This window comes from Streptomyces sp. NPDC041814, assembly GCF_055590565.1.
The window spans coordinates 62832-89183 of record NZ_JBVJAM010000021.1 but is presented as its reverse complement, the minus strand read 5'-3'; the positions used below and the strand labels follow the sequence as shown (position 1 = coordinate 89183).

Below are 26352 nucleotides of genomic sequence, written 5' to 3'. Positions count from 1 at the left end.
CCACGCCCCCCCCGCCGCCGGCGCCCCGCCGGCCGGCCGCCGTGGGTGGGGCCCGGGGCTCGCGGTTAACGGCCCGGGGGGGGGGGGGCGGGGGGGGCGCGCCCCCCCCCCCCCCCCCCCCCTCTCCCGTATCTCCGGCACTCAGTCCTGGGAGACGCCGAGGACCGTGGACTCCAGATACTGCTCCGGCTGCTCGTACTGGCTGACGTCGGCCGGGTTGTAGCGGGGCGTCTGCCGGGACCAGTCGAGATTGCCGCGCATCCAGCTGCGCATGCCGTCGAGATACGGCTCCAGCATCGGCGTCAGCTGCGGATACGCCTCCAGCAGCTCGGTCTCCGCCGTCAGGAAACGCTCCGTCTCGACGGCGATCTCCGCGCAGACGTGCTCCAGCGCCTCCCGCTTGCCGTAGCCGCGGTGGTGGCGGACCAGGTGGACGAGGTTGTGGATCTCGCCGAGCACCTGCTCCTTCTCGTACGAATACACGTCATTGGCCCAGCAGACGTGGTTGCAGGACGCCTCCAGGGCGGTGATGAACCGGGGGTCGTTGTGGATCGAGGAGGGCGCCTCGATGCCCGCGACGATCTCTATCAGGTCCATGCAGACGATGATCGCGCCCGTGTGGCGGCGCTTCTCTATGTACAGCTCCTCCGACGGCACCACGCCCGCCGCCCTGTTCCCCGCCTCCCAGGTGGTGGCGGTGGTGAGGTACTTCATCAGGTGCCAGGCGAACCTGCGCCGCCAGTGCACCGCCGCCGTCCGCGTCGTGCGTTGCCACAGGTCGATGAGAGCCACCACGGCGGCGGGCAGCTCCTCGTTCTCCAGGACACCGGCGCGGGTGCCCTCGACCACGGACAGCATCAGGGCGACGACGTCCCGCACCCGCTCCGGGCTCCGGCCGAGATGGCCGTCGTCCAGCTGGTCGTCCACCAGGAAGAGCCAGACGAACCAGTCGGCGACCAGGTCCAGATTCTCACTGTCGGCGGTCGGGTAGACCATCCCGACGAACGCGCCGAAGTCCGCCTGCTCGAAGCGCTCCCTGGCCGAATCCCGGTGCACCAGACCGGTTTTGCGGGTCCAGGTGTCCAGATGCTCCCGTACGTGGGCGACGTGCGGATTCGTCCGCTGGGGGAACGGGCAGTAAATGTCCGGCAGTTCGTTCTCCACGGGCGGGTCGTGATCCTCTCCGGTCGTACGGGTGACGGAAGTTGAGCATGATCCGTCCGTTCCTCCGGGGCGTTGTGGTGACCCACGGGACCTGCGGGTTTGAAGCTACCTGAGCCCCTGTCACCAGGTCCAGGGCAGATGATCGGGAATGGTTGAAAGCTGTTCGGGTAAGGTCCGGGGGTAAGGCAGGTGGCACTTGCCCGGGACTCCCGCAGCGGTTCCTTCGTAGGAACATACGAGCGCGGGAGTCATTTGCTGTGTCTTCGTGGAAGCGACCTGCGCCATTTCGTATGAAAAAATGAGTGTTATGCGTTTTCTTGAGCCCGGCACCGGTCGCTACACAGAGTCCCCCTCGGTCCCGTACGACCTCACGTACGACGACGTCTTCATGGTCCCGGGCCGGTCGGCGGTCGGATCGCGCCAGGGTGTCGACCTGTCCTCGCCCGACGGCAGCGGCACCACCATTCCCCTCGTCGTCGCGAACATGACCGCGATCGCCGGCCGCCGGATGGCCGAGACCGTCGCCCGCCGCGGTGGCCTCGTCGTCATCCCGCAGGACATCCCGATCGAGGTCGTCACCGAGGTCATCTCCTGGGTGAAGACGCGCCACCTGGTGCTCGACACGCCCATCGAGCTGTCGCCCGGACAGACCGTCGCCGACGCGCTGTCCCTGCTGCACAAGCGCGCGCACGGCGCCGGGGTCGTCGTGGACGCGGACCGCCGGCCCGTCGGTGTGGTCACCGACCACGACCTGTCCGGCGTGGACCGCTTCACCCAGCTCTCCGAGGTCATGTCCAGGGACCTGGTCGTCCTGGACGCGGACATCGACCCGCGCGACGCCTTCAACAAGCTGGACGGTGCCAACCGCAAGCTCGCCCCCGCCGTCGACGCGGACGGCCGCCTGGTCGGCATCCTCACCCGCAAGGGCGCCCTGCGCGCCACGCTCTACACCCCGGCCACCGACGCGGCCGGCAAGCTGCGGATCGCCGCCGCCGTCGGCATCAACGGCGACGTGGCCGGCAAGGCGAAGCAGCTGCTGGACGCCGGTGTGGACACCCTCGTCGTGGACACCGCGCACGGCCACCAGGAGTCCATGATCAGCGCGGTGCGCGCGGTCCGGGCGCTGGACCCGCAGGTGCCGATCGTGGCGGGCAACATCGTCGCCGCCGAGGGCGTGCGCGACCTCATCGAGGCCGGCGCGGACGTCATCAAGGTCGGCGTCGGACCCGGCGCCATGTGCACCACCCGCATGATGACCGGGGTGGGCCGCCCCCAGTTCTCGGCCGTACTGGAGTGCGCCGCCGAGGCGAAGAAGTACGGCAAGCACGTCTGGGCCGACGGCGGGGTCCGCCACCCGCGCGACGTCGCCATGGCGCTCGCGGCCGGGGCGTCCAACGTCATGATCGGCTCCTGGTTCGCCGGGACCTACGAGTCCCCGGGCGACCTCCAGCAGAGCGCCGACGGCCGCTTCTACAAGGAGTCCTTCGGCATGGCGTCCGCGCGCGCCGTGAAGAACCGGACCTCCGACGAGTCCGCCTACGACCGTGCCCGCAAGGCGCTCTTCGAGGAGGGCATCTCCACCTCGCGGATGTTCCTGGACCCGGCGCGCCCGGGCGTCGAGGACCTGATCGACTCGATCATCGCGGGCGTCCGCTCCTCCTGCACGTACGCGGGCGCGGCCTCCCTCGCCGAGTTCGCCGAGAAGGCCGTCGTCGGGGTGCAGAGCGCCGCCGGCTACGCGGAGGGCAAGCCGCTGCACGCCAGCTGGAGCTGACCCGTGGTCTACTGCCGGGGGACGGTACGCGCCGTCCCCCGGCATCGTCATGCCCGGCTCCGCCCGCGCCTTCGCAGAGAAGTGACCCGTACGACGTGCGACTGAACGACCTCGACGAACGCATTGTCCACGCCCTGGCCGAGGACGCCCGCCGCTCCTACGCCGACATCGGCTCGATCATCGGACTCTCCGCACCCGCCGTGAAACGCCGCGTCGACCGGCTGCGCGCCGAGGGGGCCATCACCGGTTTCACCGTACGGGTCGACCCGGCGGCGCTCGGCTGGGAGACCGAGGGGTACATCGAGATCTACTGCAGCCGCAACACGTCCCCGGAGTCCATCAAGCAGGGGCTCGCCCGCTATCCCGAGGTCGCCTCCGCGTCCACGGTCACCGGGGACGCGGACGCGCTGGTGCAGGTCTTCGCGGCGGACATGCGGCACTTCGAGCAGGTGCTCGAACGGATCGCGGGGGAGCCGTACGTGGAGCGGACGAAGTCCGTGCTCGTGCTTTCGCCGCTGTTGCGGCGGTATTCGTCGGGGTCCCCGGGGTAGCGGCCGTCCGCAGGGTGGGCCGGGCCGGGCCCTCCGGCGAGGGTTCCGTCCTCGGACGCCGGACGGGCCGGAATGGGCCGCCCTGTTCCTCGAAAGCGCGGGTCGGGCCGGAGCGGCGCAATGAATCTTCGTGCCCGGCGCGATCCGCGCAACGGATCGGCCGTCGGTGCGCAACGGTCGCGTCTTGTTCGGGCCAAAGGGCGGAACGTACCGTTTCTACGTCCCCGCCCCGCCCGTATCGTCCGAGGTCAGCCATGCCGCCGTTGCGCACCGCCCTGCTCCAGAGCTCAGGGCGTCCCGGCTCGGTCGCCGGGTCCGTCGAGCTGCTGGCGGAGGCCGCGGGCCGCGCCGCCGCCACCGGCGCCCGGCTCCTGGTCTGCCCCGAGCTGTACCTCACCGGGTACGCCATCGGCGACGACGTCCCCCGGCTGGCCGAGGCCGCCGACGGACCCGCCGCCCGCGCGGTCGCCGGGATCGCCGAGCGGCACGGGATCGCCGTCCACTACGGCTACCCGGAGCGCGAGGGCGAGACCCTGTACAACTCCGCCCAGCTCATCGGCCCCGACGGCACCACGCTCGCCAACTACCGCAAGACCCACCTCTTCGGGGACTTCGAGCAGCGCTGGTTCACCCCCGGCGGGCAGCCCGTGGTCCAGGCCGAGCTGGACGGGGTCCGCATCGGCCTGCTGACCTGCTACGACGTCGAGTTCCCGGAGAACGTACGGGCGCACGCCCTGGCCGGTACCGACCTCCTGCTGGTCCCGACCGCGCTGATGCACCCCTTCTCGTTCGTCGCCGAATCCCTCGTCCCGGTCCGCGCCTTCGAGAGCCAGCTGTACATCGCGTACGTCAACCGCACCGGTCCGGAAGGCGAGTTCGACTTCACCGGGCTGAGCTGCCTGGCCGGTCCGGACGGCACGGTCCGCGCCCGTGCGGGGCGCGGCGAGGAGCTGGTCACCGCCGACGTCGACCCCGCCCTGCTCGCGGACTCCCGGGCCGCCAACCCGTATCTCCGCGACCGCCGTCCCGGCCTGTACGGCTCCCTGGTCTGAGCCCGCACACCCCTTCCCGCGTCTTCCCCCTTCCGCCCGAGGAGTCCCCGCCCCATGACCGCCGTGCCCCCCGCCGTCCAGCACCCCGAGGAAGCGGCCCCGCCGATCACGATGTTCGGGCCGGACTTCCCGTACGCGTACGACGACTTCCTCGCCCACCCGGCGGGGCTCGGCCAGATACCGGCGACCGAGCACGGCACCGAGGTGGCCGTGATCGGCGGCGGGCTCTCCGGCATGATCACCGCGTACGAACTGATGAAGATGGGCCTCAAGCCGGTCGTCTACGAGGCCGACCGCATCGGCGGACGGCTGCGCACCGTCGAGTTCGAGGGCTGTGCCACCGACGGCGAGCCGCTCACCGCCGAGATGGGCGCGATGCGCTTCCCGCCCTCCTCGACCGCCCTCCAGCACTACATCGACCTCGTGGGCCTGGAGACGAAGCCGTTCCCCAACCCGCTCTGCCCGGCCACCCCTTCGACCGTGGTCGACCTCAAGGGCGAGTCGCACTACGCCAGGACCATCGACGAACTCCCGCAGGTCTACCGCGACGTGATGGACGCCTGGAACCGCTGCCTGGAGGGGGGCGCCGACTTCTCCGACATGAACCGGGCGATGCGCGAGCGCGACGTGCCCCGGATCAGGGAGATCTGGTCCCGGCTGGTCGAGAAGCTGGACAACCAGACCTTCTACGGCTTCCTCTGCGATTCCGACGCCTTCAAGTCCTTCCGGCACCGCGAGATCTTCGGCCAGGTCGGCTTCGGCACCGGCGGCTGGGACACCGACTTCCCCAACTCCATCCTGGAGATCCTGCGCGTCGTCTACACCGAGGCGGACGACCACCACCGCTCCATCGTCGGCGGCAGCCAGCAGCTCCCGCTGCGGCTGTGGGAGCGGGAGCCGCAGAAGATCACGCACTGGCCGCTCGGTACCTCGCTGTCCTCGCTGCACGGCGGCGAGCCGCGCGGGGCCGTCACCCGGCTGAACCGCACGGCCGGCAACCGGATCACCGTCACGGACGCCTCCGGCGACATCCGCACCTTCCGGGCCGCCGTCTTCACCGGGCAGTCCTGGCTGCTGCTCTCCAAGATCGCCTGCGACGACGCGCTCTTCCCGATCGACCACTGGACGGCGATGGAGCGCACCCACTACATGGAGTCGTCCAAGCTGTTCGTGCCCGTCGACCGGCCGTTCTGGCTGGACAAGGACGAGACCACCGGCCGCGACACCATGTCGATGACGCTGACCGACCGGATGACCCGGGGCACGTATCTCCTGGACGACGGGCCGGACCGGCCGGCGAGCATCTGCCTCTCGTACACCTGGTGCGACGACAGCCTGAAGTGGCTGCCGCTCTCGGCGACCGAGCGGATGGACGTCATGCTGAAGTCGCTCGGCGAGATCTACCCGAACGTCGACATCCGCGGCCACATCACCGGCAACCCGGTCACCGTCTCCTGGGAGAACGAGCCGTGGTTCATGGGCGCGTTCAAGGCCAACCTGCCCGGCCACTACCGCTACCAGCGGCGCCTGTTCACCCACTTCATGCAGGACCGGCTGCCCGCCGACAAGCGGGGCCTGTTCCTGGCCGGTGACGACATCTCGTGGACGGCCGGCTGGGCCGAGGGGGCCGTGCAGACCGCGCTGAACGCCGTGTGGGGCGTGATGACCCACTTCGGCGGTGCGACCGACGCGACCAACCCCGGCCCCGGCGACCGCTTCGACGAACTGGCCCCGGTCGAGCTCCCGGAGGACTGAGCGGGGGCCCCGGTCACGAATGCGTGGCCGGGGGCTCCTCGTCGTACGCCGACGTCCCCGAGTCGAGCAGCGGCTCCTGGGTCTTGAGGTGCGCCGGGGCGAAGGCGCGCAGCACGTGGTAGCCGGTGATCACGACGATGGTGCCGAGGGCGATCCCGCTCAGCTCGAAGTTGTCCGTGATCTTCAGGCTGACCCCGCCGACGCCGATGATGATGCCCGCCGCGGCCGGCACCAGGTTCAGCGGATTGCGCAGGTCCACCTTGGCGTTCAGCCAGATCTGGGCGCCGAGCAGGCCGATCATGCCGTACAGGATGACCGTGATGCCGCCGAGCACCCCGCCCGGGATCGCCGCCACGACCGCGCCGAACTTCGGGCAGAGGCCGAAGAGCAGGGCGAAGCAGGCGGCGGCCCAGTAGGCGGCGGTGGAGTACACCCGGGTCGCGGCCATCACGCCGATGTTCTCGGAGTACGTGGTGTTCGGCGGGCCGCCCACCGCCGTCGACAGCATCGAGGCGGCGCCGTCCGCCGCGATGGCCGTGCCAAGCTTGCCGTCCAGCGAGCGGCCGGTCATCTCGCCGACCGCCTTCACATGCCCGGCGTTCTCCGCGATCAGGGCGATGACGACGGGCAGGGCGACCAGGATCGCCGACCACTCGAAGCTCGGCGCGTGGAACGAGGGCAGCCCGATCCAGTCGGCCTTCCCGACGCCCGACAGGTCCAGCCGCCAGTGGTCCACGGACTCGGCGCCGCCGGCCGGGGAGTGGATCTTGCCGAAGACCAGGTCGAGCAGCCAGGACAGGACGTAACCGAAGACCAGCCCCAGGAAGATCGCGATACGCGAGAAGAACCCCCGCAGGCACACCACGGCCAGACCGGTGAACAGCATCACGAGGAGGGCCGTCCACTGGTCCTGCGGCCAGTACGTCGACGCGGTCACCGGCGCCAGGTTGAACCCGATGAGCATGACCACCGCGCCCGTGACCACGGGCGGCATCGCCGCGTGGATGATCCGCGCGCCGAACCGCTGCACGGCGAGACCGGCCAGGAACAGCACCACGCCGACCACGAAGACCGCGCCGGTCACCACCGCGCTGTCGCCGCCGCTGGCCCGGATCGTCGCCGCGACCCCGACGAACGAGAGCGAACAGCCCAGATAGCTCGGCACCTGGCCGCGCGTGGCCAGCAGGAAGATGGCCGTCGCGACACCCGACATCATGATCGCCAGGTTGGGGTCGAGCCCCATCAGCACCGGCGAGACGAACGAGGCGCCGAACATGGCGACCACGTGCTGGGCGCCGAGCCCGAAGGTGCGGGGCCAGGAGAGCCGCTCGTCGGGGCGGACCACCGCTCCCGGTGCGGGCGTCTTTCCGTCGCCGTGCAAGGTCCAGCGCACGCCGAGGCCCATGGTTGCTCCCTGTGTGTAGGTGCGTGAGCCCGTGGACACGGCGCTCGTCGCGGAAAAGATCAGCGCCATGGTAGTGCCGTCCGGTCCACGCCCCTCGGCCGGACCCACCCGTTCCGGTTCGCCGGTGCCGCGGCTCCCGGGGGAGGGGTCAGGCGCCGGTGCCGCCCGCCGCCGTGTCCGGTACCACCGCACCCCGGGACGTCGGCTTGCGGTCGCCGGCCCGCAGCACGCCGGCCCCCAGGACCAGGCCGAACGCCAGCACCGACACCAGGCCGAACGACACGACCAGCGAGGTCGCCTCGGCCAGCGAACCGATGGCCGAAGGGGCGATGAGGCCCGAGGTGTACGTGATCGTCGCGACGCCCGCGATGGCCTGGGCCGGCTTGGGCCCGCTGCGCCCGGCCGCCGCGAAGGCGAGCGGGACCACCACGGCGATGCCGAGTCCCATCATCCCGAACCCGCACATCGCGAGCGCCACGTGCGGGGCCGTGACCACCAGGACCCCGCCCGCCGTGGCCAGGACGCCGCCGGCCCGTACGGTGCGCACCGCGCCGAAGCGGTCGACCACGCGGTCTCCGGCGATCCGGGCGATCGCCATCGTCAGCGCGAACGCGGTGGTGGCCACCGCCGCGAGACCGGCCGAGCTGTCCAGCGTGTCGCGGAGGTAGACCGCCGACCAGTCGAGGCTGGCCCCCTCGGCGAAGACCGCGCAGAAGCCCACCGCGCCGATGATCAGGGCCGACTTCGGCGGCAGCGCGAAGCGCGGCGGCGGCTCCTCGTCCGGCTGGCTGCGCAGGTCGAACACCCACTGGCAGGCGGTCAGGCCGAGCACGGTCAGCAGCAGGGCGGCTGTCACGTGGTGCAGCCGGGCGTCCGTGCCCGCGTGGGCGGCCACCGTGCCCGCCGCCGAGCCCAGCAGGGCGCCCACGCTCCACATGCCGTGCAGTCCGGACATGATCGACTTGTCGAGGCGGTTCTCCACCTCGACCCCGAGCGCGTTCATCGCCACGTCGGACATGCCGGACGAGGCTCCGTACACGAAGAGTGCCGCGCACAGGGTGAGCAGGTTGGGCGCCAGGGCGGGCAGGATCAGCGCCAGCGTCCACAGACTCAGCAGGCCGCGCAGGGCGGTCCGCGCGCCGAAGCGGTGGCTCACCGCCCCGGCCAGCGGCATCGCGACCGAGGCGCCGATCGCGGGGAAGGCCAGGGCGAGGCCCAGCTGACCCGCGCTCACGCCCGCGTGGTCCTGGATCCAGGGGACCCGGGTGGCGAAACTGCCGGTCACCGCACCGTGCACGGTGAAGACGGACGCGATGGCATACCTGGCCCGCCGCACCTCCTTGGTGCCGAAGACCGTAGCCGTGGATGTGGTTGTCATACCGCCGTGCCCTCCCCTGAAGTCCTGTTCCACGATGCGGGCGATAAACTATCAGGAACCCTGCCTGATAAATAGACCGCCCGCACGTCTCCGGTTCGGCGGTGATCTGGAAGGATTCCGGCATGCCCGCATCACCGAGCACCGCCCGGGCCATCAACGACCGGCTCGCCCTGCGGCTCCTCCAGCAGGACGGCCCCCTGACGGCCACGCAGTTGAAGACCCTGACCGGGCTCTCCCGGCCCACCGTCGCGGACCTCGTGGAACGCCTCCGGGACGCCGGTCTGATCCATGTCGTCGGCGAGACCGGGGCCGACCGCCGGGGGCCCAACGCCCGGCTCTACGGCATCGTCGCGGACCGCGCGCTGCTGGCCGGGCTCGACGTGCGCACCGACAGCGTCGCCGTCGTCGTCGCCGATCTGCTGGGCGCGACGCTGGCCGAGGCGACGCTGCCGGTCGGTGAGGCGGAGGAGGACGCCGTGGAACAGGCCGTCGCCCTGCTGACGGCCACCGTCCGCAGCGCGGGGAGCGCCCCCCTGCACAGCGTCGGCATCGGCGCGCCCGGGCTGATCGACCCGGTCACGGGGGAGCTGCGGGACAGCAGCGGACTGCCGTCCTGGCACCGCAGCCTCGTCCGGGCGCTCCAGGAGCGGCTGCCGGCGACGGTGCTGGTCGAGAACGAGACGAACCTCGCGGCCGTCGCCGAACACCGGGTCGGCGCGGCCCGTGACCACGACACGTTCGTCCTGATCTGGCTGGGCCACGGGGTGGGGGCGGCGGTCATGCTCGACGGCAGGGTGCGCCGGGGTGCCTCGGGCGGTGCGGGCGAACTCGGCTTCCTGCCGGTCCCGGGCACGGCGGGCACGCCCTCGGCCGTCAATTGCGAGGGGGGTCTCCACTCACTGGCCGCCTCGGCCCCGCTGTGCGAGCTGGCCGCCACGTACGGCATCGCCGTGACGGGGGAGGGGCAGGAACCCGGCGCGGCGGCGGCCGTCCGGGCGGCGCTCGCGGGGGAGGGCGACAGCGAGGGCTTCCTTGGCGCCCTGGCCGACCGGATCGCGCTGGGCGCCGCGGCGGTGGCCTCGGTCCTCGACCCGGGGCTCGTCCTGCTCTCCGGCGAGGTGGGCCACGCCGGGGGCAGCGCCTTGGCCGCCCGTGTCGAGGAGCGGCTGGCCGCGATGTCCCCGCTGCGCACCGGGGTGCGGGCGGGGCTGCTGGGCGGCACGGCGGTCCGCCGGGGGGCGCTGCTCGCGGCACGCGACGCGGCGCAGGACGCGCTGTTCGCCCCGAGCGCCTGATCCCGGTCCCGGCCCGGGGCCCTCGCGAGCTGCCCCGGACCGGTGGACCGGTTCCGTCCTCACACGCCGGACGGGCTGGGAAAGACGGGGTTCAGCAGGCGCCCAGGTCCTGCCAGACCCCCCACTCGCCGGTGGTGCCGGGCTTCTCGCCCTTCGTCCACCACTTCGCCTTCCACTGGTGCCCGTCCTGGCTCACCGTCGTACCGGTGCCGTACTCCGCGGTCGCGCTCCACGCCGCCGCCGCGCACGTGCCGCCCGACGGGTCGGGGCTCGGGCCGGTGGAGCCGGACGGGTCGGGCGCCGGGGTGGAGCCCGTGCCCGGCTCGACCACGGTCGTGCCACGGGCCAGGTCCGCCGCCAGCGCGTAGGACTTGCCGCCGAAGGTCACCGTCCAGTTGGACGGCGTGGACGTCGGCAGGTAGTACACGAAGTCGACCTGGACCGACGCGCCGGGCGCCAGGCTCTGCCAGGACGGCAGCTTCAGCGAGACGCGGTTGTAGTCGCCCTTCAGCCCGCCGACGTTGTTCGCGGCGGTGTGGTCACTGCGCACGATCGTCGTACCGAAGCCGGACTGGTCCTTGGCGTTGGCGGGCGCCGAGGTGGAGTAGTCGAACTGGAACTCCGTACCGCCCGGCAGCGTCGCCTTGGTGTGGTTGGTGATCGTCAGCTTGGGGCTGATCGGGTAGTTGGAGTCGCCCAGCGGGAACTGGCCGAAGGAGACGTCGATGTCCAGCGCCTGCGTCGGCAGGTCGATCGTGGAGCGCTTCGCCCCGTACGGCGCGGCCTTCTTGAAGGTGTCGTACATGGTCGAGGTGAGCGTGGAGCCGGGCTCGTACTGGCCCTTCTCCGCGTTCCAGCCGTAGTCGCCGGCCAGCTCCCAGATCATCGTGCCGCCGATGCCCTTGTCGGCGACGTAGTCCGCCTTGGCCTGCACGGACTGTTCGTCCTCGGTGGAGAGGAAGACCTTCTTCTCGGCGTTCCACAGCCACGGCGCGACCAGCGTCGAGTCGTAGTTGCGGGCGTAGGTGCCGGTCAGCTTCGTGTCCGCGGGGAACCCGTAGTCCGTGACGTAGTCGCCGACGATGCCCTTCTCCAGGTTCTTGGCGTGCCACATCGGGTTGGACCCGGCCGGCGACTCCTTGCCGTTGGTGTCCAGGTCGTGCCAGAGGTTGTCGATGCCGACGGCACCGTCGCCGCACTTGGTCAGCCCCGCACCGGCCGGGCAGTCGGTCGAAGCCGCCTTGCCCCACAGGCCGTTGGTGCCGCCCTGCACGTTCTTGAAGCCGCGGGTGTAGTACGGCAGGCCGATGTTGATGCGGCCGGACGGCATCGAACCGCGGAAGTAGTGGTAGGCCCAGTCCGTGTTGAGGTAGCCGGTGCCGCCGTACTGCGAGGTCGAGTAGACGCTCGCCTGGGCGAGTTCCGCGTCCTTGCCGTCGTCGTAGAGCGCCGCGTTGGGGCCGACGTACTCGTTCCAGGCGCCGTGCAGGTCGTACGACATGATGTTGACGTAGTCCAGGTACTTCTGGACCTGGAACGTCTCCATGCCGCGCAGCAGGTAGCCCGAGGAGGGGGCGGCGACGCTGAGCAGGTAGTGGTGGCCGTCGGCGGCGGACGCCCGGTCCAGCTTCTCGCGCAGGGTCTTCATCAGCGCGGCGTAGCCCTTGACCAGGCCGGCGCGGCGGGCGTTGGACAGCGTCCAGTCCAGCGGGTTGCCCGCGTCCTTCATCGTGGTCGGGTACTCGTAGTCGATGTCGACGCCGTTGAAGCCGTACTTCCGGATGAAGTCGACCGCCGAGTCCGCGAACGTGTCGATCCCGGCCTGGTTGACCGAGCCGTCGGCGTTGGTGGCCATCGAGTAGAAGCCGCCCGAGCCGACCCGCTCGCCGTCGTCGCCGAAGTAGCCGCCCGTCTCGGCCCAGCCGCCGACGGAGACCATCGTCTTCACGTTCGGGTACTGCTTCTTGAACTTGCCGAGCAGGTTGAAGTGGCCCTTGTAGGGGAGGCCCGGGTCCATTTCGGCGCCCTTGACGCCCGGCCAGGTCATCCCGGTGGAGGCGTTTTCCGGTCCATCCGCGCCCACGGAGAGCTTGTTCGCCCCGTCGACGTGGGCGAAGGCGTAGTTGAGGTGGGTGACCTTGTCCCAGGGGATGTCGGAGGCCAGGTAGGCGGGCTTCCCGTCCTTGCCGGTCCGCCAGTTGGTGAAGTAGCCGATGACGCGCCGGGGGTGGTCGGCGCCCATCTTCTCGCGGCCCTCGGAGTCGTACACGGAGCAGTAGGGGACGGAGACGCCCGGCGTCTCGTAGAGCCCGTCGGGGCGACAGGACTCCTGGTCGGCGGCTTGCGAGGGGGTCGCGGAGAGCGAGCCGATCAGCAGCGCGGCGATGCCTGCGCCGACGGCGAGGAGCGAGGCTCTCGCACGGGTGGGGGACAGCACGTTCGGTTCCTCCTGGGGAGGTCGGCAGAACACAACTGAACAAAAGGGGGGTGGGTCGTGCCTGGTCCCGGGCGTGCGCACACCGCGGAACCGCTCCTCGGAGGTGACGCAGAGATTAAGAGGACTAGACCAGTGCGTCAATAGGTCTGGACCAATCACGGGACTTTCCTGTACGGATGTCCGAAAGAGTTCTTGTCACGTGCTGTCTGTGAGCCACTCCACAGCGTTCACCCGGTTGGCTCCTGCCGGGTCGTGGCACACTGATCGTGTACCAGCAGCAGCGCACTCCGGGGTCGGTGCAATTCCGAACCGGCGGTTACAGTCCGCGACCCGTCCGCATCCAGCGGCCGGTTGACCAGGTGAAATTCCTGGACCGACGGTTAAAGTCCGGATGGGAGGCAGTGCGCGGCGGGCCGTTTCGCGGGTACGCCGCCGTCGGCGGAGGTTCCGGATCACCGGACCCCTCCGTGTTTTCCGGCTTCAGGCGTCCCTGTCGTGCGTTCCGCTTCTTCTGTCGTCATCGACAGGCCCCGGAGTCCGTGCCCGAAGAGGCAGGAGGACCCGGTGGACACCGCAGCCGACATCACCGCCATGCGCCGAGCGATCGCGCTCGCCGCCCGCGGCCTCGGCTCCACCAGCCCCAACCCGGTCGTGGGCTGCGTCGTCCTCGACGCAGCCGGAGCGACCGCGGGCGAGGGCTTCCACCAGCGCGCCGGCGGCCCCCACGCCGAGATCCACGCCCTGCGCGCGGCCGGCGACCGGGCCCGGGGCGGGACCGCCTACGTCACCCTCGAACCCTGTAACCACACCGGCCGCACCGGCCCCTGCGCCCGGGCGCTCATCGAGGCCGGGATCGCCCGTGTCGTGTACGCGGTCGGCGACCCGAACCCGCAGGCCATCGGAGGCGCCGAAACGCTCCGCGCGGCCGGTGTCCGGGCCGAGGCGGGCCTCCTCGCCGACGAGGCCGAGGCGGGCAACGCGGCCTGGCTCACCGCCGTCCGCCGCGGCCGCCCGCACGTCACCTGGAAGTACGCGGCGAGCCTGGACGGCCGGGTCGCCGCCGCCGACGGCACCAGCCGCTGGATCAGCTCCGCCGAGTCCCGGGCCGACGTGCACCGGCTGCGCGCCGAGGCCGACGCGGTCCTCGTGGGCTCCGGCACCGCCCGCGCCGACGACCCCCAGCTCGCGGTCCGCGGCATCGACGGTGCCGTCCAGCCCCTGCGCGTCGTCCTGGACACCCGCGCCACCGCCGTACGGCCGGGCGCCCGGGTCCTCGACGCCACCGCGCCCACCCTGGTCGCGGTCGCCGACGACGCGGACACCGGTCACCTGCCCGACGAGGTGGTCCTGCGCCTGCCCCGCGCGGCCGGCGGGCCCGGCCTCGACCCGGCCGCCCTGCTCGCCGCCCTCCACGAGCGCGGCGTGCGCTCCGTACTCCTCGAAGGCGGCCCGGTCCTGGCCGGCGCCTTCGTCGCCGCGGGATTCGTCGACAAGGTCGTCGGCTATCTCGCCCCCGTCCTCATCGGCGCGGGCCCCGCCGCCCTCGCCGACGCCGGAATCTCCACGATCACCGAGGCGTTGCGCCTCGACGTGACGGAGACCGTCCGCATCGGCCCCGATCTGCGCGTCACCGCCGTCCCCGGCCCCGCCCGGAAGGAGAACTGAATGTTCACCGGAATCGTCGAAGAACTGGGCGAGGTCACCGCCGTCGAGCAACTGGACGACGCCTCCCGCTTCCGCCTGCGCGGACCCGTCGTCACCGAGGGCGCCAAGCACGGGGACTCCATCGCCGTCAACGGCGTCTGCCTGACCGTCGTGGACCTCGGCGAGCACGAGTTCACCGCCGATGTGATGGCCGAGACGCTGAACCGCTCCAGCCTCGGCGCCCTGACCACCGGCTCCCGCGTCAACCTCGAACGTCCCATGGCGCTCGGCGGACGACTCGGCGGCCACATCGTCCAGGGCCACGTCGACGGCACCGGCCGCATCCTGGAGCGCCGGCCCTCCGAGAACTGGGAGATCGTCAAGATCTCGCTCCCGGCCGCCCTCACCCGGTACGTGGTGGAGAAGGGCTCGATCACCGTCGACGGCGTCAGCCTGACCGTGGTGGACGCCGGACCCGACTACTTCACCATCAGCCTCATCCCGACCACCCTGGCGCTGACCACGCTCGGCATCAAGGGGCCCGGCGACCCGGTCAACCTCGAAGTGGACGTCATCGCGAAGTACGTCGAGCGGCTGCTGGGGGACACGAAGTGAGCGCGCTGCACTGGCTGAACTCCGAGGCGTTCACCGTCCTCGACCAGCACATCATCTGGTCCGACATGATCGGCAACACCGTCGGCCTGATCGCCCTCGCGCTCGGCTGGCTGCGCTCCATCTGGACCTGGCCCGCCCAGCTCCTGTCCGGCGTCGTGCTGGTCGCCGCCAACGGCTCCGTCCAGCAGGCGGGCAGCGTCGGCAAGCAGGTCATCGTCATCGCGGTCGCCGTCTGGGGCTGGCAGCAGTGGACCCGGGGCAGGCAGCAGGCCCAGGACGGCTCCATAGCGGTCCGGTTCGCCACCTGGCGCGAACGCGGTTACCTGGTCGGCGGGGCGGCCCTCGGCACCCTCGCGGTCGGCGGCCTGTTCACCGTCTTCCCCTCGCTCTCCTGGAGCCCGTGGGCGGACGCCTACATCTTCGCGGGCACGCTGGTCGCGATGCTCGCCCAGGCGCGCGGCATGGTCGAGTTCTGGTTCGCCTGGCTCCTGGTCGACCTCGTCGGCGTCCCGCTGAACTTCCACAGCGGGCTCGCCTTCTCCGGTCTCATCTACGTCGTCTACGGCGCCCTCGTCCTGTGGGGCATGCGCGACTGGTGGCTGCGCACGCGGACACCCGCTCTGGAAGGAGCCACGGCATGACTGCCCAGCCCACCTGGTTGCACCGGGAACACGAAGTGCCCGTCGAGGACCTGGCCCTCGACCCCGTCGAGCAGGCCATCCGCGACATCGCGGCGGGCCGGCCCGTCGTGGTCGTGGACGACGAGGACCGCGAGAACGAGGGCGACCTCGTCATCGCCGCCGAGAAGGCCACGCCCGAGATCGTCGCGTTCATGATGAGCGAGTGCCGCGGACTGATCTGCGCGCCCATGGAGAACGACGAGCTGGAACGGCTCGAACTGCCCCAGATGGTGGATCGCAACACCGAGTCGATGAAGACCGCCTTCACCGTCTCCGTCGACGCCACGGCCGCCCACGGCGTCTCCACCGGCATCTCCGCCGCCGACCGGGCCACCACGCTCCGGCTGCTCGCCGACGGTGTGGCGGGGCCCGGCGACTTCGTGCGCCCCGGTCACGTCTTCCCGCTGCGTGCCCGTTCCGGCGGGGTCCTCGTGCGCAACGGCCACACCGAGGCCGCCGTCGACCTCGCCCGGCTCGCCGGACTCCGGCCCGCCGGGGCGATCGTCGAGATCGCGGGCGAGGACGGCGTCATGCTGCGGCTGCCCCAGCTGGTGCCGTTCGCCCGCAAGCACGGCCTCACGATCATCTCCATCGAGGACCTGATCGCGTACCGCCGCAGCAGCGAGCCCACCGTCCGCCGCGAGGCCGAGGTGCGGCTCCCCACCCGCTTCGGCGCGTTCACCGCGTACGGCTACCGCTCCACCGTGGACGGCGTCGAACACGTCGCGCTGGTCCACGGCGACCTCGGGGACGGCGACGACGTCCTGGTCCGGGTCCACTCCGAGTGCCTGACCGGCGACATCTTCGCCTCCGAGCGCTGCGACTGCGGGCCCCAGCTGCACGCCTCCATGGAGCGGATCACGGACGAGGGCCGCGGCGTCGTCGTCTACCTCCGCGGCCACGAGGGCCGGGGCATCGGCCTGCTCTCCAAGCTCCGCGCGTACGAGCTCCAGGAGCGCGGCGTCGACACGCTCGACGCCAACCTGGAGCTCGGCCTGCCCGCCGACGCCCGGGACTACGCGGCCGGCGCACAGATCCTCGCGGACCTCGGCGTGCGCAGCCTGCGCCTGATGACGAACAACCCGGACAAGACCGCCGCGCTCACCCGGCACGGCCTGACCGTCACCGGGCGCGAGCCGATGCCCGTCCAGGCCGGTGAGCACAACCTGCGGTACCTGCGCACCAAGCGCGACCGCATGGGACACGACCTGCCCTGGCTCGACGCGGTCCCCGCGTCCGCCTGCGGCAACCAGTAGCACTCCCGTACAGAGAACCCAGGAGAGACATGAGCGGCAAGGGCGCACCCGAACTGTCCGTACGCAACTGCGGTGACCTCCGTGTGGCGGTCGTCGCCGCGCAGTGGCACGAGAAGGTCATGGACGGGCTGGTCGACGGGGCCCTGCGCGCCCTGCACGAGCTGGGCATCGACGAGCCGACGCTGCTGCGCGTCCCGGGCAGCTTCGAGCTCCCCGTCGTCGCGAAGGTGCTGGCCGGGCGCGGGTACGACGCGATCGTCGCCCTCGGTGTGATCATCCGCGGCGGCACACCGCACTTCGAATACGTGTCCCACGGCGTCACCAACGGCCTGACCCAGGTCGCCGTCGACACCGGCGTCCCGGTCGGCTTCGGCGTACTCACGTGCGACAACGAGGAGCAGGCGCTCGACCGCGCCGGTCTCGACGGGTCCAACGAGGACAAGGGGCACGAAGCGGTCACCGCCGCGGTCGCCACCGCCGCCACACTGCGCTCGGTCAGCGAACCCTGGCGCTGAGTGCGGGCGCGGCACCCCGTATTCTGAGCACATCATGGCGAACAAAACCTTCGAAGAGCTCTTCGCCGAGCTGCAGCTCAAGGCCGCCAACGGCGACCCCTCCACCTCCCGCACCGCCGAACTGGTGGAGAAGGGGGTCCATGCCATCGGCAAGAAGGTCGTCGAGGAGGCCGCCGAAGTCTGGATGGCCGCCGAGCACGAGAGCAAGGACGCCGCCGCCGAGGAGATCTCGCAGCTGCTGTACCACGTCCAGGTGATGATGGTCGCGCGCGGGATCTCCCTGGACGACGTCTACGCCCACCTCTGAGCCAGGCCCCGCACCCTCCCGTACGTCATCCCGCCACACCCTTCGCAAAGGAAACCCGACCTCATGCTGCGCATCGCCGTCCCCAACAAGGGTGCTATCTCCGGGCCTGCGATGGCGATGCTCCATGAGGCGGGCTACAAGCAGCGCAAGGAGTCGAAGGAACTCGTCCTGGTGGACCCCGCCAACGAGGTCGAGTTCTTCTACCTGCGCCCCCGCGACATCGCGATCTACGTCAGCTCGGGCCGCCTCGACATCGGCATCACCGGCCGTGACCTGCTGCTGGACTCCGGCGCCCAGGCCGAGGAGATCCTCCAGCTCGGCTTCGCCCGCTCCACCTTCCGTTACGCCACCAAGCCCGGGACCGTCACCGGACCCGAGGACTTCGACGGCCTGACGATCGCCACCTCCTACGAGGGCATCGTCGCCAAGCACCTCGCCGAGGCCGGGGTCAACGCCTCCGTCGTCCACCTCGACGGCGCCGTCGAGACCGCCATCGAACTCGGCGTCGCCCAGGTCATCGCGGACGTCGTGGAGACCGGCACCAGCCTGCGCAACGCGGGCCTCGACGTCATCGGCGAGCCCATCATGACCTCCGAGGCCGTCGTGATCCGGCGTACCGGCGCCCCCGCCGAGGAGCCCAAGGTCCAGCAGTTCCTGCGCCGCCTCCAGGGCGTCCTGGTGGCCCGCAGCTACGTGATGATGGACTACGACTGCCGCGTCGAGCACCTGGAGCGCGCCGTGGCCCTCACCCCGGGCCTGGAGTCGCCGACCATCTCCCCGCTGCACCACGAGGGCTGGGTGGCCGTCCGCTCGATGGTCGCCGCCGCCGAGGCGCAGCGGATCATGGACGACCTGTACGACCTCGGCGCCCGCGCCATCCTCACCACCGCGATCCACGCCTGCCGTCTCTGACGGCGGGAGACGGAAGAAGAGCACGATGTCAGCCCCGACACCGCCGCCCGGGCCGCCGGCCCTGCCGGTCACCTTCCGGCCGACCCGCACCCGGGTGGTCCTGCTGACCGTCGGCGCGGTGATGTTCGCCGTCATCACCGTCGTCGCCTTCACCCTCGAACAGCTCAGCGGGGGAGAGCGGGTCAGCTTCGTCTTCACCGCGCTGCTCTTCTTCGGGGTCCTGGCGCTGCTGAGCCGTCCCAAGGTCGTCGCGGACGAGGAGGGCGTGACGGTGGTCAACCTCACGCGCAGCCGCCGTCTCTCCTGGGCCGAGATCGTCCGCGTCAACCTGCGGGTGGGAGACCCGTGGGTCTTCCTCGACCTCAGCGACGGCACCAGCATGCCCGTCCTCGGCATCCAGCCCGGCATCGCCAAACAGCGCGCCATCCAGGACACGCGTGCGCTCCGCGCCCTCGCCGAGAGCCGCGGCACGGGCACGGACAACGGCTGAGCCCCCTCCCCCGTACGGCCTCCCGTTGATTACTCTGGAGGGCGGTGGCGCCCCGTGCGCGCCCCGCCCCGCCCGAAGGCCCACGCGGCCGGCGGGGATTTTCCTGCGACCCGAGGAGTGACTCCCTCCAGCAATGGACGGATCGTCCGGTAGTACCTGCGCCGCCCCCTCAGCGGAGGCGGCGGCATGACAACCCCCCTCTTGCTGCTCAGCGCGGCATTCCTTCTCATCCTCGCCAACGGCTTCTTCGTGGCGGCCGAATTCGGTCTCGTCACCGTGGAACGCGCGGACGCCGAGCGCGCCGCCTCCGAGGGCGACCGGCGGGCCCGCACCGTCACCGACGCCCTGCGCGAGCTCTCCTTCCAGCTCTCCGGCACCCAGCTCGGCATCACCATCACCTCCCTGGTGGTCGGCATGCTCGCCGAACCGGCGCTCGCCCAGCTGCTGGACGGACCCCTCGCCCTGACCGGGCTGCCCGACGGCGTCGTCCCCACCGTCAGCGTGGTGGCCGGCATGCTGCTCGCGGCGGCCGTCCAGATGGTCATCGGCGAACTCGTCCCGAAGAACTGGGCGGTCTCCCGCCCGCTGACCGTCGCCCGGTTCGTCGCCGGACCGCAGGCCCGCTTCACCCGCCTCTTCCGGCCGGTCATCGGCGCCCTGAACACCGCGGCCAACCGCCTCGTACGCCTCCTGGGCGTCGAGCCCACCGAGGAGCTGGCCTCCGCCCGCACCCCGGGCGAGCTGGTCTCCCTCGCCCGGCACTCCGCCGAGGCGGGCACCCTCGAACAGGACACCGCCGACCTCTTCGTACGGACCCTGTCGCTCGCCGGGCTCACCGCCCAGCACGTCATGACCCCGCGCGTGAAGGTCAGCGCCCTGCAGACCTCCGCCACCGCGGAGGACGTCCTCAACCTCACCCGCGCCACCGGCCTGTCTCGCTTCCCGGTCTACCGGGAACGCATCGACGAGGTCGTCGGCATGATCCACCTCAAGGACGCCCTGGCCGTCCCGGCCCCCGACCGGCTGCGCACCACGGCCGGCCGGATCGCCGTGCCGCCGCTCCTGGTGCCCGAGACGCTGCCCGTCGAACAGCTCCTCCAGCGGCTGCGCAAGGAGCAGCCGATCGCCGTCGTGGTCGACGAGTACGGCGGCACCGCCGGGGTCGTCACCCTGGAGGACATCATCGAGGAGCTGGTCGGCGAGGTCCGCGACGAGCACGACGCCGAGGGCGCCGACCGCCCCGAGCTGGCCCCCGCCCCGCCCGAGGACGGCAGTCCCGCCTGGGAAGCCGAGGGCAGCTGCCGGGTCCTCACCCTGCGCCGCATAGGACTCGACGTGCCCGACGGCCCGTACGAGACGGTCGCCGGGCTCGTCGCCGATCTGCTGGGCCGCATCCCCGCCCCCGGCGACCGGGCCGAACTCCCCGGCTGGCGGATCGCGGTCCGCCAGGTCGGCCACTACCGCGCCGAGAAGGTCCGCTTCGTCCGGACGGCCGGTGCCGCCGGTGCGGACGCCCCGGAGCCCGCGGTCCTGGAGGCGGCGCGATGAGCCTCGTCCAGCTGGTCTTCGCCGGACTCCTGGTCCTCGCGAACGGCTTCTTCGTCGGCGCGGAGTTCTCGCTCGTCTCCGTACGCCGCAGCCAGGTCGAACCCCTCGCCGCGGCCGGTTCCGGCCGTGCCCGCCAGGTGCTGTACGGCCTGGAGCACCTGCCGCAGATGATGGCGGCGGCCCAGTTCGGCATCACGATCTGCTCCCTGACCCTCGGAGCCGTCGCCGAACCCACCGTCGCCCACCTCCTGGAGCCGGTGTTCGCCGCCGTGCACCTGCCCGAGGGGCTGATCCACCCGCTCGGCTACGTCCTCGCGCTCGTCCTCGTCGTCTTCCTCCACCTCGTCATCGGCGAGATGGTCCCGAAGAACCTGGCGATGGCCGCGCCCGAGAAGACCGCGCTCTGGCTGAGCCCCGGCCTCGTCGGCTTCGCCCGGCTCTGCCGCCCGGTCACCGCCGCGCTGGGCGCCTGTGCCCGGCTGGTGCTCCGCCTCTTCGGCGTCGAACCGAAGGACGAGGTGGAGGCCGTCTTCACGAGCGAGCAGCTCAACCGCCTCGTGGAGGACTCCGGGCAGGCCGGTCTCATCGAGCCCGAGGCGCGGGAACGCCTCGAGGACGCGCTGGAGCTGGGCAGCCGCCCGGTCACCGACGTCCTGCTGCGCCGGGCGGCCCTGGTGACCGTGGACCCCTCGGTCACCCCGCGCCGCATCGAGGAGCTGACGGTCCGCACGGGCTTCTCGCGCTTCCCGGTCTGCGCCGAGGGCGGCGGCCCCTTCATGGGCTACCTGCACGTCAAGGACGTCCTCGACCTGGAGGACCGGGAGCGCGCGGTGCCCCAGCAGCTGTGGCGCCCGATGGCCACCGTACGGGCCGAACTCCCGCTGGACGACGCCCTCACCGTGATGCGCCGCGCCGCCACGCACCTCGCCCAGGTCGCGGACGCCTCCGGCCGGGTGCTCGGCCTGGTCGCGATGGAGGACGTCCTGGAGACGCTGGTCGGCGAGGTCCGCGACCCGGCGCACCGGGTGGCGGAGCCGCGCCGTACGGAGGAGCGGACGACGGACCCGGACGGGGCGGGGGCCCTGGTGGGCTGAGCTGCGCGTCCGTCCGTGCCGCCCGCCACCGCATGCTCCGGTGGCGGGCGGCACGGTTTCACATGCCCGGCGGCTCCTGCTGCCCCCGGCCCACTGGTCCGCGCCCCGACAGGACCTCGCCGTACGCCTGCATCAGGTCCGGAAGCCGCAGCGTGGCCAGGTCGTCCCGGCTCGGCATCGTCGTGCAGCCGGAGAGCCGGAGATCGCGATAGGCGCAGCTCTTCTCGTACAGCGTCCGCAGGAAGCGGCCGTTGCCCAGCTCGTCCAGCCAGCCCTGGTCCACCACATGGCCGCTGATCGAGCGCAGCTCCTCCAGCGACTCCTCGTCCCACACATCGCCGTTCTCGGCGGCCAGCACCTCGCCGATCGCGGTGAGCTCCAGCGGGCGGTAGCTGGGGAAGTCCACCCGGGTGGTGAAGCGCGAGGAGAGCCCGGGGTTGGTGGACAGCAGCCGGTCCATCCCCTCCGGATAGCCGGCCAGGATGACGACCAGGTGGTCCCGGTTGTCCTCGGCCCGCTTGAGCAGCACCTGAAGCGCCTCGTCGCCGTACGCGTCGCCCTTGCTGTAGCCGGAGTTGGACAGGCTGTACGCCTCGTCCACGAACAGCACCCCGCCCAGCGCCGAGTCGATCAGCTCGTTCGCCTTCACGGCCGTCTGGCCCAGGAACTCGCCGACCAGATCAGCCCGTTGCGCCTCCACGAGGTGGTCGCCGCCGAGCAGGCCCAGCGCGTAGAAGACCCGGCCCAGGATGCGGGCCACGGTCGTCTTGCCGGTGCCGGACGGTCCGGAGAACACGAAGTGCCGCTTCGGCGGCTGTACGGGCAGCCCCTGGCCCGCCCGGAGGCGCGCCATGTTGAGCTGCGCCGAGAGGGCCTTGACCTGCCGCTTCACCGGTTCCAGGCCGACCATCCGCTCCAGTTCGGCCAGTGCTTCGGCCAGTAGCGCCGGGTCGCTGGGCCCGGCCGGGAACGGCTGCGCCGGGGACTTGGCCCGCGCCCCGCCGGGCAGCGGGGCGCTCCCGGCGCCGGGCACGTCCTGCGGCTCGCCGCCGGGCGGCAGTTCGCGCCCGTCCACCGCCTGGTCGGCCCCCGGTGGCGGGGCGCCCTCCGCGTAGAACGCGTCCGCCTCCATGCCGGTCAGGGACACGGAGGCGAGACCGGGCACGTCCTCGGAGCCGTCGAGTCCGTCGTAGTCCGCGATGGCCGCGAGGCGCGCGGAGGTGTCCATGAAGGCCGGGTCGATGCGGTGCACGGCGCGGTAGAGGGGGAGGGCGGCGGCGCTGCGGCCGGTGCCCTCGTGGGCGCGGGCCAGCCAGTAGCGCAGCTCCTTGCGCTGCGGCTGCTCGCTGCGGCAGCGCATCAGGGCCGTCGCGAGCATCGGCTCCGCCTGCCCGTACATCTCCAGGCGCACCCGGGCCATCCCGCCGAACAGCCCCGCCTCGATGCCCAGCAGGGGGTCGTCGATCAGCTGCTCGGTGTGGCGCACGAGCTGTTCCCAGTCCTTGACCAGGTAGGAGCGGCAGGCGTGCAAGAAGCGGACCTGGGGATCGGTCTCCACCGGCGGCAGTGCGGCCAGCGCCCGGTCGAGCTCCGCGACATGGCGGCCGTCCAGCCAGTGCGAGGCGTGCGCCAGCAGCAGATCGCGCGGACTCTCCAGCACCGGCTGCACCCACCAGCCCAGCCAGTACCAGGAGTTGAGCGTGCGCCGGTACCGGGTGCGCTGTTCGCCGAAGCGGTCGCGGTGGCGGTGCATGTGCAGCAGCGCCGACGCGGTGTCGACGCGCAGGGCGTGCAGCCCGAGCCAGGCGTCCGCCATGCCGGGGTCCTGGCCCACGGCCGCCCGGAACTCCTCCTCGGCCTGCGGATACGCGCCCATCGTGTAGGCGTCCACGCCCCGCAGCCAGGCGAGGTCGGCCGGGGCCTGCGCGCCCTGCGTACCGAAGTCCATCAGGTCCCCCACAAACGTGCCCCCGGATGTCCCGCCGCTCGAAAGCGCGCCGAATCGCTGTGCCGTGGACGGGAATTGACCGCACCGAGAGGCATCGTACCTGTGCGGTGCGTATCCGACGAAGGGTGCCGCAGGCCGGAGGGGCGCCGTGACCCAGGGTGAGAAAGAGGGCGTCCGAAAGACGCCGGGAGCACAGGACGAAGCCCCCGGTCACGGGGGAACAACCGGGGGCTTCGTGTCTGTGGGGGCTCCGAAAAGCCGCACATTGAGAACGTAAGACCTGTACCGCCCCCGGGTCAAGCGGAGTTGAGGTACTTCCGAGCCGTTTTCCGGCGGCGCGAGAGGGCGGCGCGAGCCGGTCACACCGGGTGACGGAACGGTTCAGCGCCGCTGCCGCACGGGCCCCTCCAGCCACTCGTACCCCACAGGCAACTGCCGTACCAGAACGTCCGCCCAGGGGCGCGACGGGTCGGAGGCGAAGTGCGCGCTCTCGGCCGCCGTCCAGCCGTCCCAGAACGAACGCAGCCCCGGCCCGTCGCGCCGTCGGCCGCGCGCCCAGGACTCCTCGGCGGGCAGGTCCATCCACAACAGCCGCGCCAGCAGGGGCCGCAGGGCGCGCCGGCCGGCACCGACGCCCTCGACCAGGACGACGGGCGCGGGCTCCAGGATCCTGACCGGACCGAAGGCCCGGGCCGTCCAGTCGTACGGCGCGTAGCGCGCGGGTTCGCCGCGTGAGAGCGGACCCGTCACCTGCTCGCGCAGCCGCCCCGTCCAGGCGAACAGTTCCTCGTGCGTGGCGAGATCGTCCAGATGCAGCACGGGGGCGCCGCCGAGTGCCGTCGCGAGGCGGCCGGTGAAGGTGCTCTTGCCCGATCCCGCGTGGCCGTCGACGGCGACCAGCCGCACCGGTCCGCAGGACGGCGGGAGGGCGGAGAGCCGCGCGGCGTGGAGCGCGAGATCGTTCATGCGTCCAGCCTACGAGCCGGGGCGGGCGGTAGGCCGTTCGGCCCAGCCGCAGGTCACGCCAGTGGTAGAGACCAATATTGGTTGATCGGCGCGGGGCGAATCACTGGCCGAACCAGGACGCGAACCGCGATAGTTGGCCCACTGTCGTGCACCGCAGCCCCATTCCGCAGACGACGACCGGGGGTCTCGCCCATGCCCAGTCCCACCTCACGCCGCACCGTGCTCGCCGCCGCCGCCGTCGTGGCGGCGGCCGGTGCCGGAACGCTGTCGTCCGCCGCCTCCGCGGCAGCGGCCCCGCGCCCCGCCCGGCCCGCGCCGCCCTCGGTGGACAACCACGCCTGGACCACGTACACCGACTGGCGCTGCGGTGACCGCGCCGGGACCCGCGCGGTCGCCGGCCGCCGTGCCGGCCTGGTCATCGCCCACCCGCTGGGCCGTACGGACTACACCGACCCGCACACCGGCACCACCGCCGCCTGGGAGTACGCGACCTGGACCTCGCCCGTCCACGTCTCCCGCGTCCCCGCGACCGAGGTGATCGCCTCCTGGAACGCGGACACCCCGGCCGGCACCTGGATCCAGATCGAGCTGAGCGGCCGCTACTCGGACGGCACCGGGACCCCGTGGTACGTGATGGGCCGCTGGGCCGCCGGTGACGCAGACATCCGCCGCACCTCGGTGGACGACCAGAGCGACGGCAAGAGCTCCATCTGGACGGACACCTTCTCGGTGGACGACGCCGCGAGCGGCCTGCGCCTGGAGTCCTACCGCATCCGGCTGACCCTGTACCGCACCCCGGGCAGCCCCCTCACCCCGACGGTATGGCGGGTGGGCGCGATGGCCTCGGACATCCCGGACCGCTTCACGGTGCCCGCGAGCACCCCGGGCCTGGTCCGCGAGCTGCCGGTGCCGCGCTACTCGCAGAACGTCCACGTCGGGCAGTACCCGGAGTACGACAACGGCGGCGAGGCGTGGTGCAGCCCCACCTCCTCGCAGATGATCATCGAGTACTGGGGCCGCAAGCCCTCCGCCGAGGACCTGTCCTGGGTGGAGCCCGGCATACAGGATCCCTCGGTCTGCCACGCCGCCCGCTTCACGTACGACAACCAGTACGAGGGCTGCGGCAACTGGCCGTTCAACGCCGCCTACGCGGCCACCTACCACGACATGAGCGCCGCCGTGACCCGGCTCGGCTCCCTGAACGACGTGGAGACCCTGGTCCGCGCGGGCATCCCCGTCATCACCTCGCAGTCCTTCCTGAAGGAGGAGCTGACCGGCGCGGGCTACGGCACCTCGGGCCACCTGATGACGGTCATCGGCTTCACCGCCGACGGCGACGTCATCGCGAACGACCCCGCGTCCCCGGACGACGACGCGGTCCGCCACGTCTACCGGCGCCACGAGTGGGAGACCATCTGGCTGCGCACCAAGCGGTACGACGCGAACGGCAAGGTCAGGAGCGGGACCGGCGGGGTCTGTTACGTCTACTGGCCGGCCCACCCGACCCCGGCGCAGTGGCGGGCGCTGCGGTCGTTCGGGCTGGTCTGAGTCCGGCGATCCGGGAAG

22 protein-coding genes and 1 riboswitch are annotated in these 26352 nt (G+C 71.7%); of the genes, 16 read left to right on the top strand and 6 right to left on the bottom strand.

The genetic code is table 11. The features are described 5' to 3' along the window. Positions 1-141 precede the first annotated feature (141 nt). Entirely contained in the window at positions 142-1164 is a 1023-nt protein-coding gene (locus ACZ6C6_RS34630; RefSeq protein ID WP_469208792.1) for a terpene synthase family protein, read from the bottom strand. Positions 1165-1471: 307 nt separating this feature from the next. On the opposite strand from ACZ6C6_RS34630, the gene ACZ6C6_RS34625 reads away from it, so the two are divergent. The 4 genes from ACZ6C6_RS34625 (at position 1472) to ACZ6C6_RS34610 (ending at position 6296) form a co-directional block, all read left to right on the top strand. Continuing rightward, positions 1472-2938, top strand: coding sequence for a GuaB1 family IMP dehydrogenase-related protein (locus ACZ6C6_RS34625; RefSeq protein WP_469208790.1), 1467 nt, complete (start codon positions 1472-1474; stop codon positions 2936-2938). Positions 2939-3033: 95 nt separating this feature from the next. Beyond that, on the top strand, positions 3034-3489 hold the full coding sequence (locus ACZ6C6_RS34620) for an Lrp/AsnC family transcriptional regulator (RefSeq protein ID WP_018103925.1): 456 nt from the start codon (positions 3034-3036) through the stop codon (positions 3487-3489). 254 nt (positions 3490-3743) lie between these two features. Continuing rightward, positions 3744-4541: a carbon-nitrogen hydrolase family protein gene (locus tag ACZ6C6_RS34615; RefSeq protein ID WP_469208788.1), complete on the top strand. Its 798-nt coding sequence runs from the start codon at positions 3744-3746 to the stop codon at positions 4539-4541. A gap of 54 nt (positions 4542-4595) precedes the next feature. Next, positions 4596-6296 (top strand): flavin monoamine oxidase family protein, encoded by a 1701-nt coding sequence (locus tag ACZ6C6_RS34610; RefSeq protein WP_469208786.1) that lies wholly within the window; start codon positions 4596-4598, stop codon positions 6294-6296. A gap of 13 nt (positions 6297-6309) precedes the next feature. Here the strand turns inward: ACZ6C6_RS34610 and ACZ6C6_RS34605 are convergent, their stop codons facing one another. Both ACZ6C6_RS34605 and ACZ6C6_RS34600 read right to left on the bottom strand, forming a co-directional pair. Beyond that, positions 6310-7701 carry a uracil-xanthine permease family protein gene (locus ACZ6C6_RS34605; protein ID WP_469208784.1) on the bottom strand — a complete coding sequence of 464 codons (1392 nt, stop codon included), beginning with the start codon at positions 7699-7701 and terminating at the stop codon, positions 6310-6312. 148 nt (positions 7702-7849) lie between these two features. After that, entirely contained in the window at positions 7850-9079 is a 1230-nt protein-coding gene (locus ACZ6C6_RS34600; protein WP_469208782.1) for an MFS transporter, read from the bottom strand. 122 nt (positions 9080-9201) lie between these two features. On the opposite strand from ACZ6C6_RS34600, the gene ACZ6C6_RS34595 reads away from it, so the two are divergent. Then, a complete protein-coding gene (locus ACZ6C6_RS34595; protein WP_469208779.1) occupies positions 9202-10374 on the top strand; it encodes an ROK family transcriptional regulator in 1173 nt (390 codons plus the stop codon). A gap of 91 nt (positions 10375-10465) precedes the next feature. On the opposite strand, the gene ACZ6C6_RS34590 is transcribed toward ACZ6C6_RS34595, so the two are convergent. Next, complete coding sequence (locus ACZ6C6_RS34590; RefSeq protein ID WP_469208778.1) at positions 10466-12811, bottom strand: chitinase C-terminal domain-containing protein; 2346 nt, start codon at positions 12809-12811, stop codon at positions 10466-10468. 278 nt (positions 12812-13089) lie between these two features. Then, a riboswitch (FMN riboswitch) is annotated at positions 13090-13220 on the top strand. Positions 13221-13375: 155 nt separating this feature from the next. Here ACZ6C6_RS34590 and ribD point away from each other — a divergent pair. From ribD to ACZ6C6_RS34540, 10 genes are all read left to right on the top strand, one after another. Further along, the gene (gene ribD / locus ACZ6C6_RS34585) at positions 13376-14476 is read left to right on the top strand and encodes a bifunctional diaminohydroxyphosphoribosylaminopyrimidine deaminase/5-amino-6-(5-phosphoribosylamino)uracil reductase RibD (RefSeq protein WP_469208776.1); all 1101 of its coding nucleotides are present in this window, start codon (positions 13376-13378) and stop codon (positions 14474-14476) included. After that, entirely contained in the window at positions 14477-15070 is a 594-nt protein-coding gene (locus ACZ6C6_RS34580; RefSeq protein WP_469208774.1) for a riboflavin synthase, read from the top strand. It abuts the gene before it with no gap. Then, the gene (locus tag ACZ6C6_RS34575) at positions 15067-15711 is read left to right on the top strand and encodes a nicotinamide mononucleotide transporter family protein (RefSeq protein ID WP_469208772.1); all 645 of its coding nucleotides are present in this window, start codon (positions 15067-15069) and stop codon (positions 15709-15711) included. Before ACZ6C6_RS34580 ends, ACZ6C6_RS34575 begins: the two co-directional genes overlap by 4 nt. After that, the gene (locus ACZ6C6_RS34570; protein WP_469208771.1) at positions 15708-17006 is read left to right on the top strand and encodes a bifunctional 3,4-dihydroxy-2-butanone-4-phosphate synthase/GTP cyclohydrolase II; all 1299 of its coding nucleotides are present in this window, start codon (positions 15708-15710) and stop codon (positions 17004-17006) included. The genes ACZ6C6_RS34575 and ACZ6C6_RS34570 overlap by 4 nt, the downstream gene beginning before the upstream one ends. Before the next feature lie 29 nt (positions 17007-17035). Then, positions 17036-17521 carry a 6,7-dimethyl-8-ribityllumazine synthase gene (ribH, locus tag ACZ6C6_RS34565; RefSeq protein ID WP_365684056.1) on the top strand — a complete coding sequence of 162 codons (486 nt, stop codon included), beginning with the start codon at positions 17036-17038 and terminating at the stop codon, positions 17519-17521. 34 nt (positions 17522-17555) lie between these two features. Further along, on the top strand, positions 17556-17828 hold the full coding sequence (locus tag ACZ6C6_RS34560) for a phosphoribosyl-ATP diphosphatase (RefSeq protein WP_018103937.1): 273 nt from the start codon (positions 17556-17558) through the stop codon (positions 17826-17828). A 63-nt stretch (positions 17829-17891) separates the two neighbouring features. After that, positions 17892-18740 (top strand): ATP phosphoribosyltransferase, encoded by an 849-nt coding sequence (gene hisG, locus ACZ6C6_RS34555; protein ID WP_469208768.1) that lies wholly within the window; start codon positions 17892-17894, stop codon positions 18738-18740. Between the two features lie 25 nt (positions 18741-18765). Next, positions 18766-19230, top strand: a complete 465-nt coding sequence (locus tag ACZ6C6_RS34550) for a PH domain-containing protein (protein ID WP_469208766.1) — start codon at positions 18766-18768, stop codon at positions 19228-19230. A 186-nt stretch (positions 19231-19416) separates the two neighbouring features. Then, a complete protein-coding gene (locus tag ACZ6C6_RS34545; protein WP_469208764.1) occupies positions 19417-20778 on the top strand; it encodes a hemolysin family protein in 1362 nt (453 codons plus the stop codon). Beyond that, on the top strand, positions 20775-21872 hold the full coding sequence (locus tag ACZ6C6_RS34540; protein WP_469208762.1) for a hemolysin family protein: 1098 nt from the start codon (positions 20775-20777) through the stop codon (positions 21870-21872). Before ACZ6C6_RS34545 ends, ACZ6C6_RS34540 begins: the two co-directional genes overlap by 4 nt. Positions 21873-21930: 58 nt before the next feature. Here ACZ6C6_RS34540 and ACZ6C6_RS34535 read toward each other — a convergent pair whose 3' ends face one another. Together ACZ6C6_RS34535 and ACZ6C6_RS34530 are read right to left on the bottom strand one after the other, a co-directional pair. Continuing rightward, the gene (locus ACZ6C6_RS34535) at positions 21931-23820 is read right to left on the bottom strand and encodes an AAA family ATPase (RefSeq protein WP_469208760.1); all 1890 of its coding nucleotides are present in this window, start codon (positions 23818-23820) and stop codon (positions 21931-21933) included. 381 nt (positions 23821-24201) lie between these two features. Beyond that, positions 24202-24786 (bottom strand): uridine kinase family protein, encoded by a 585-nt coding sequence (locus ACZ6C6_RS34530; RefSeq protein ID WP_469208758.1) that lies wholly within the window; start codon positions 24784-24786, stop codon positions 24202-24204. Positions 24787-24978: 192 nt separating this feature from the next. Here ACZ6C6_RS34530 and ACZ6C6_RS34525 point away from each other — a divergent pair, with 192 nt between their 5' ends. Further along, positions 24979-26334, top strand: a complete 1356-nt coding sequence (locus ACZ6C6_RS34525) for a peptidase C39 family protein (RefSeq protein ID WP_469208757.1) — start codon at positions 24979-24981, stop codon at positions 26332-26334. Positions 26335-26352 lie beyond the last annotated feature (18 nt).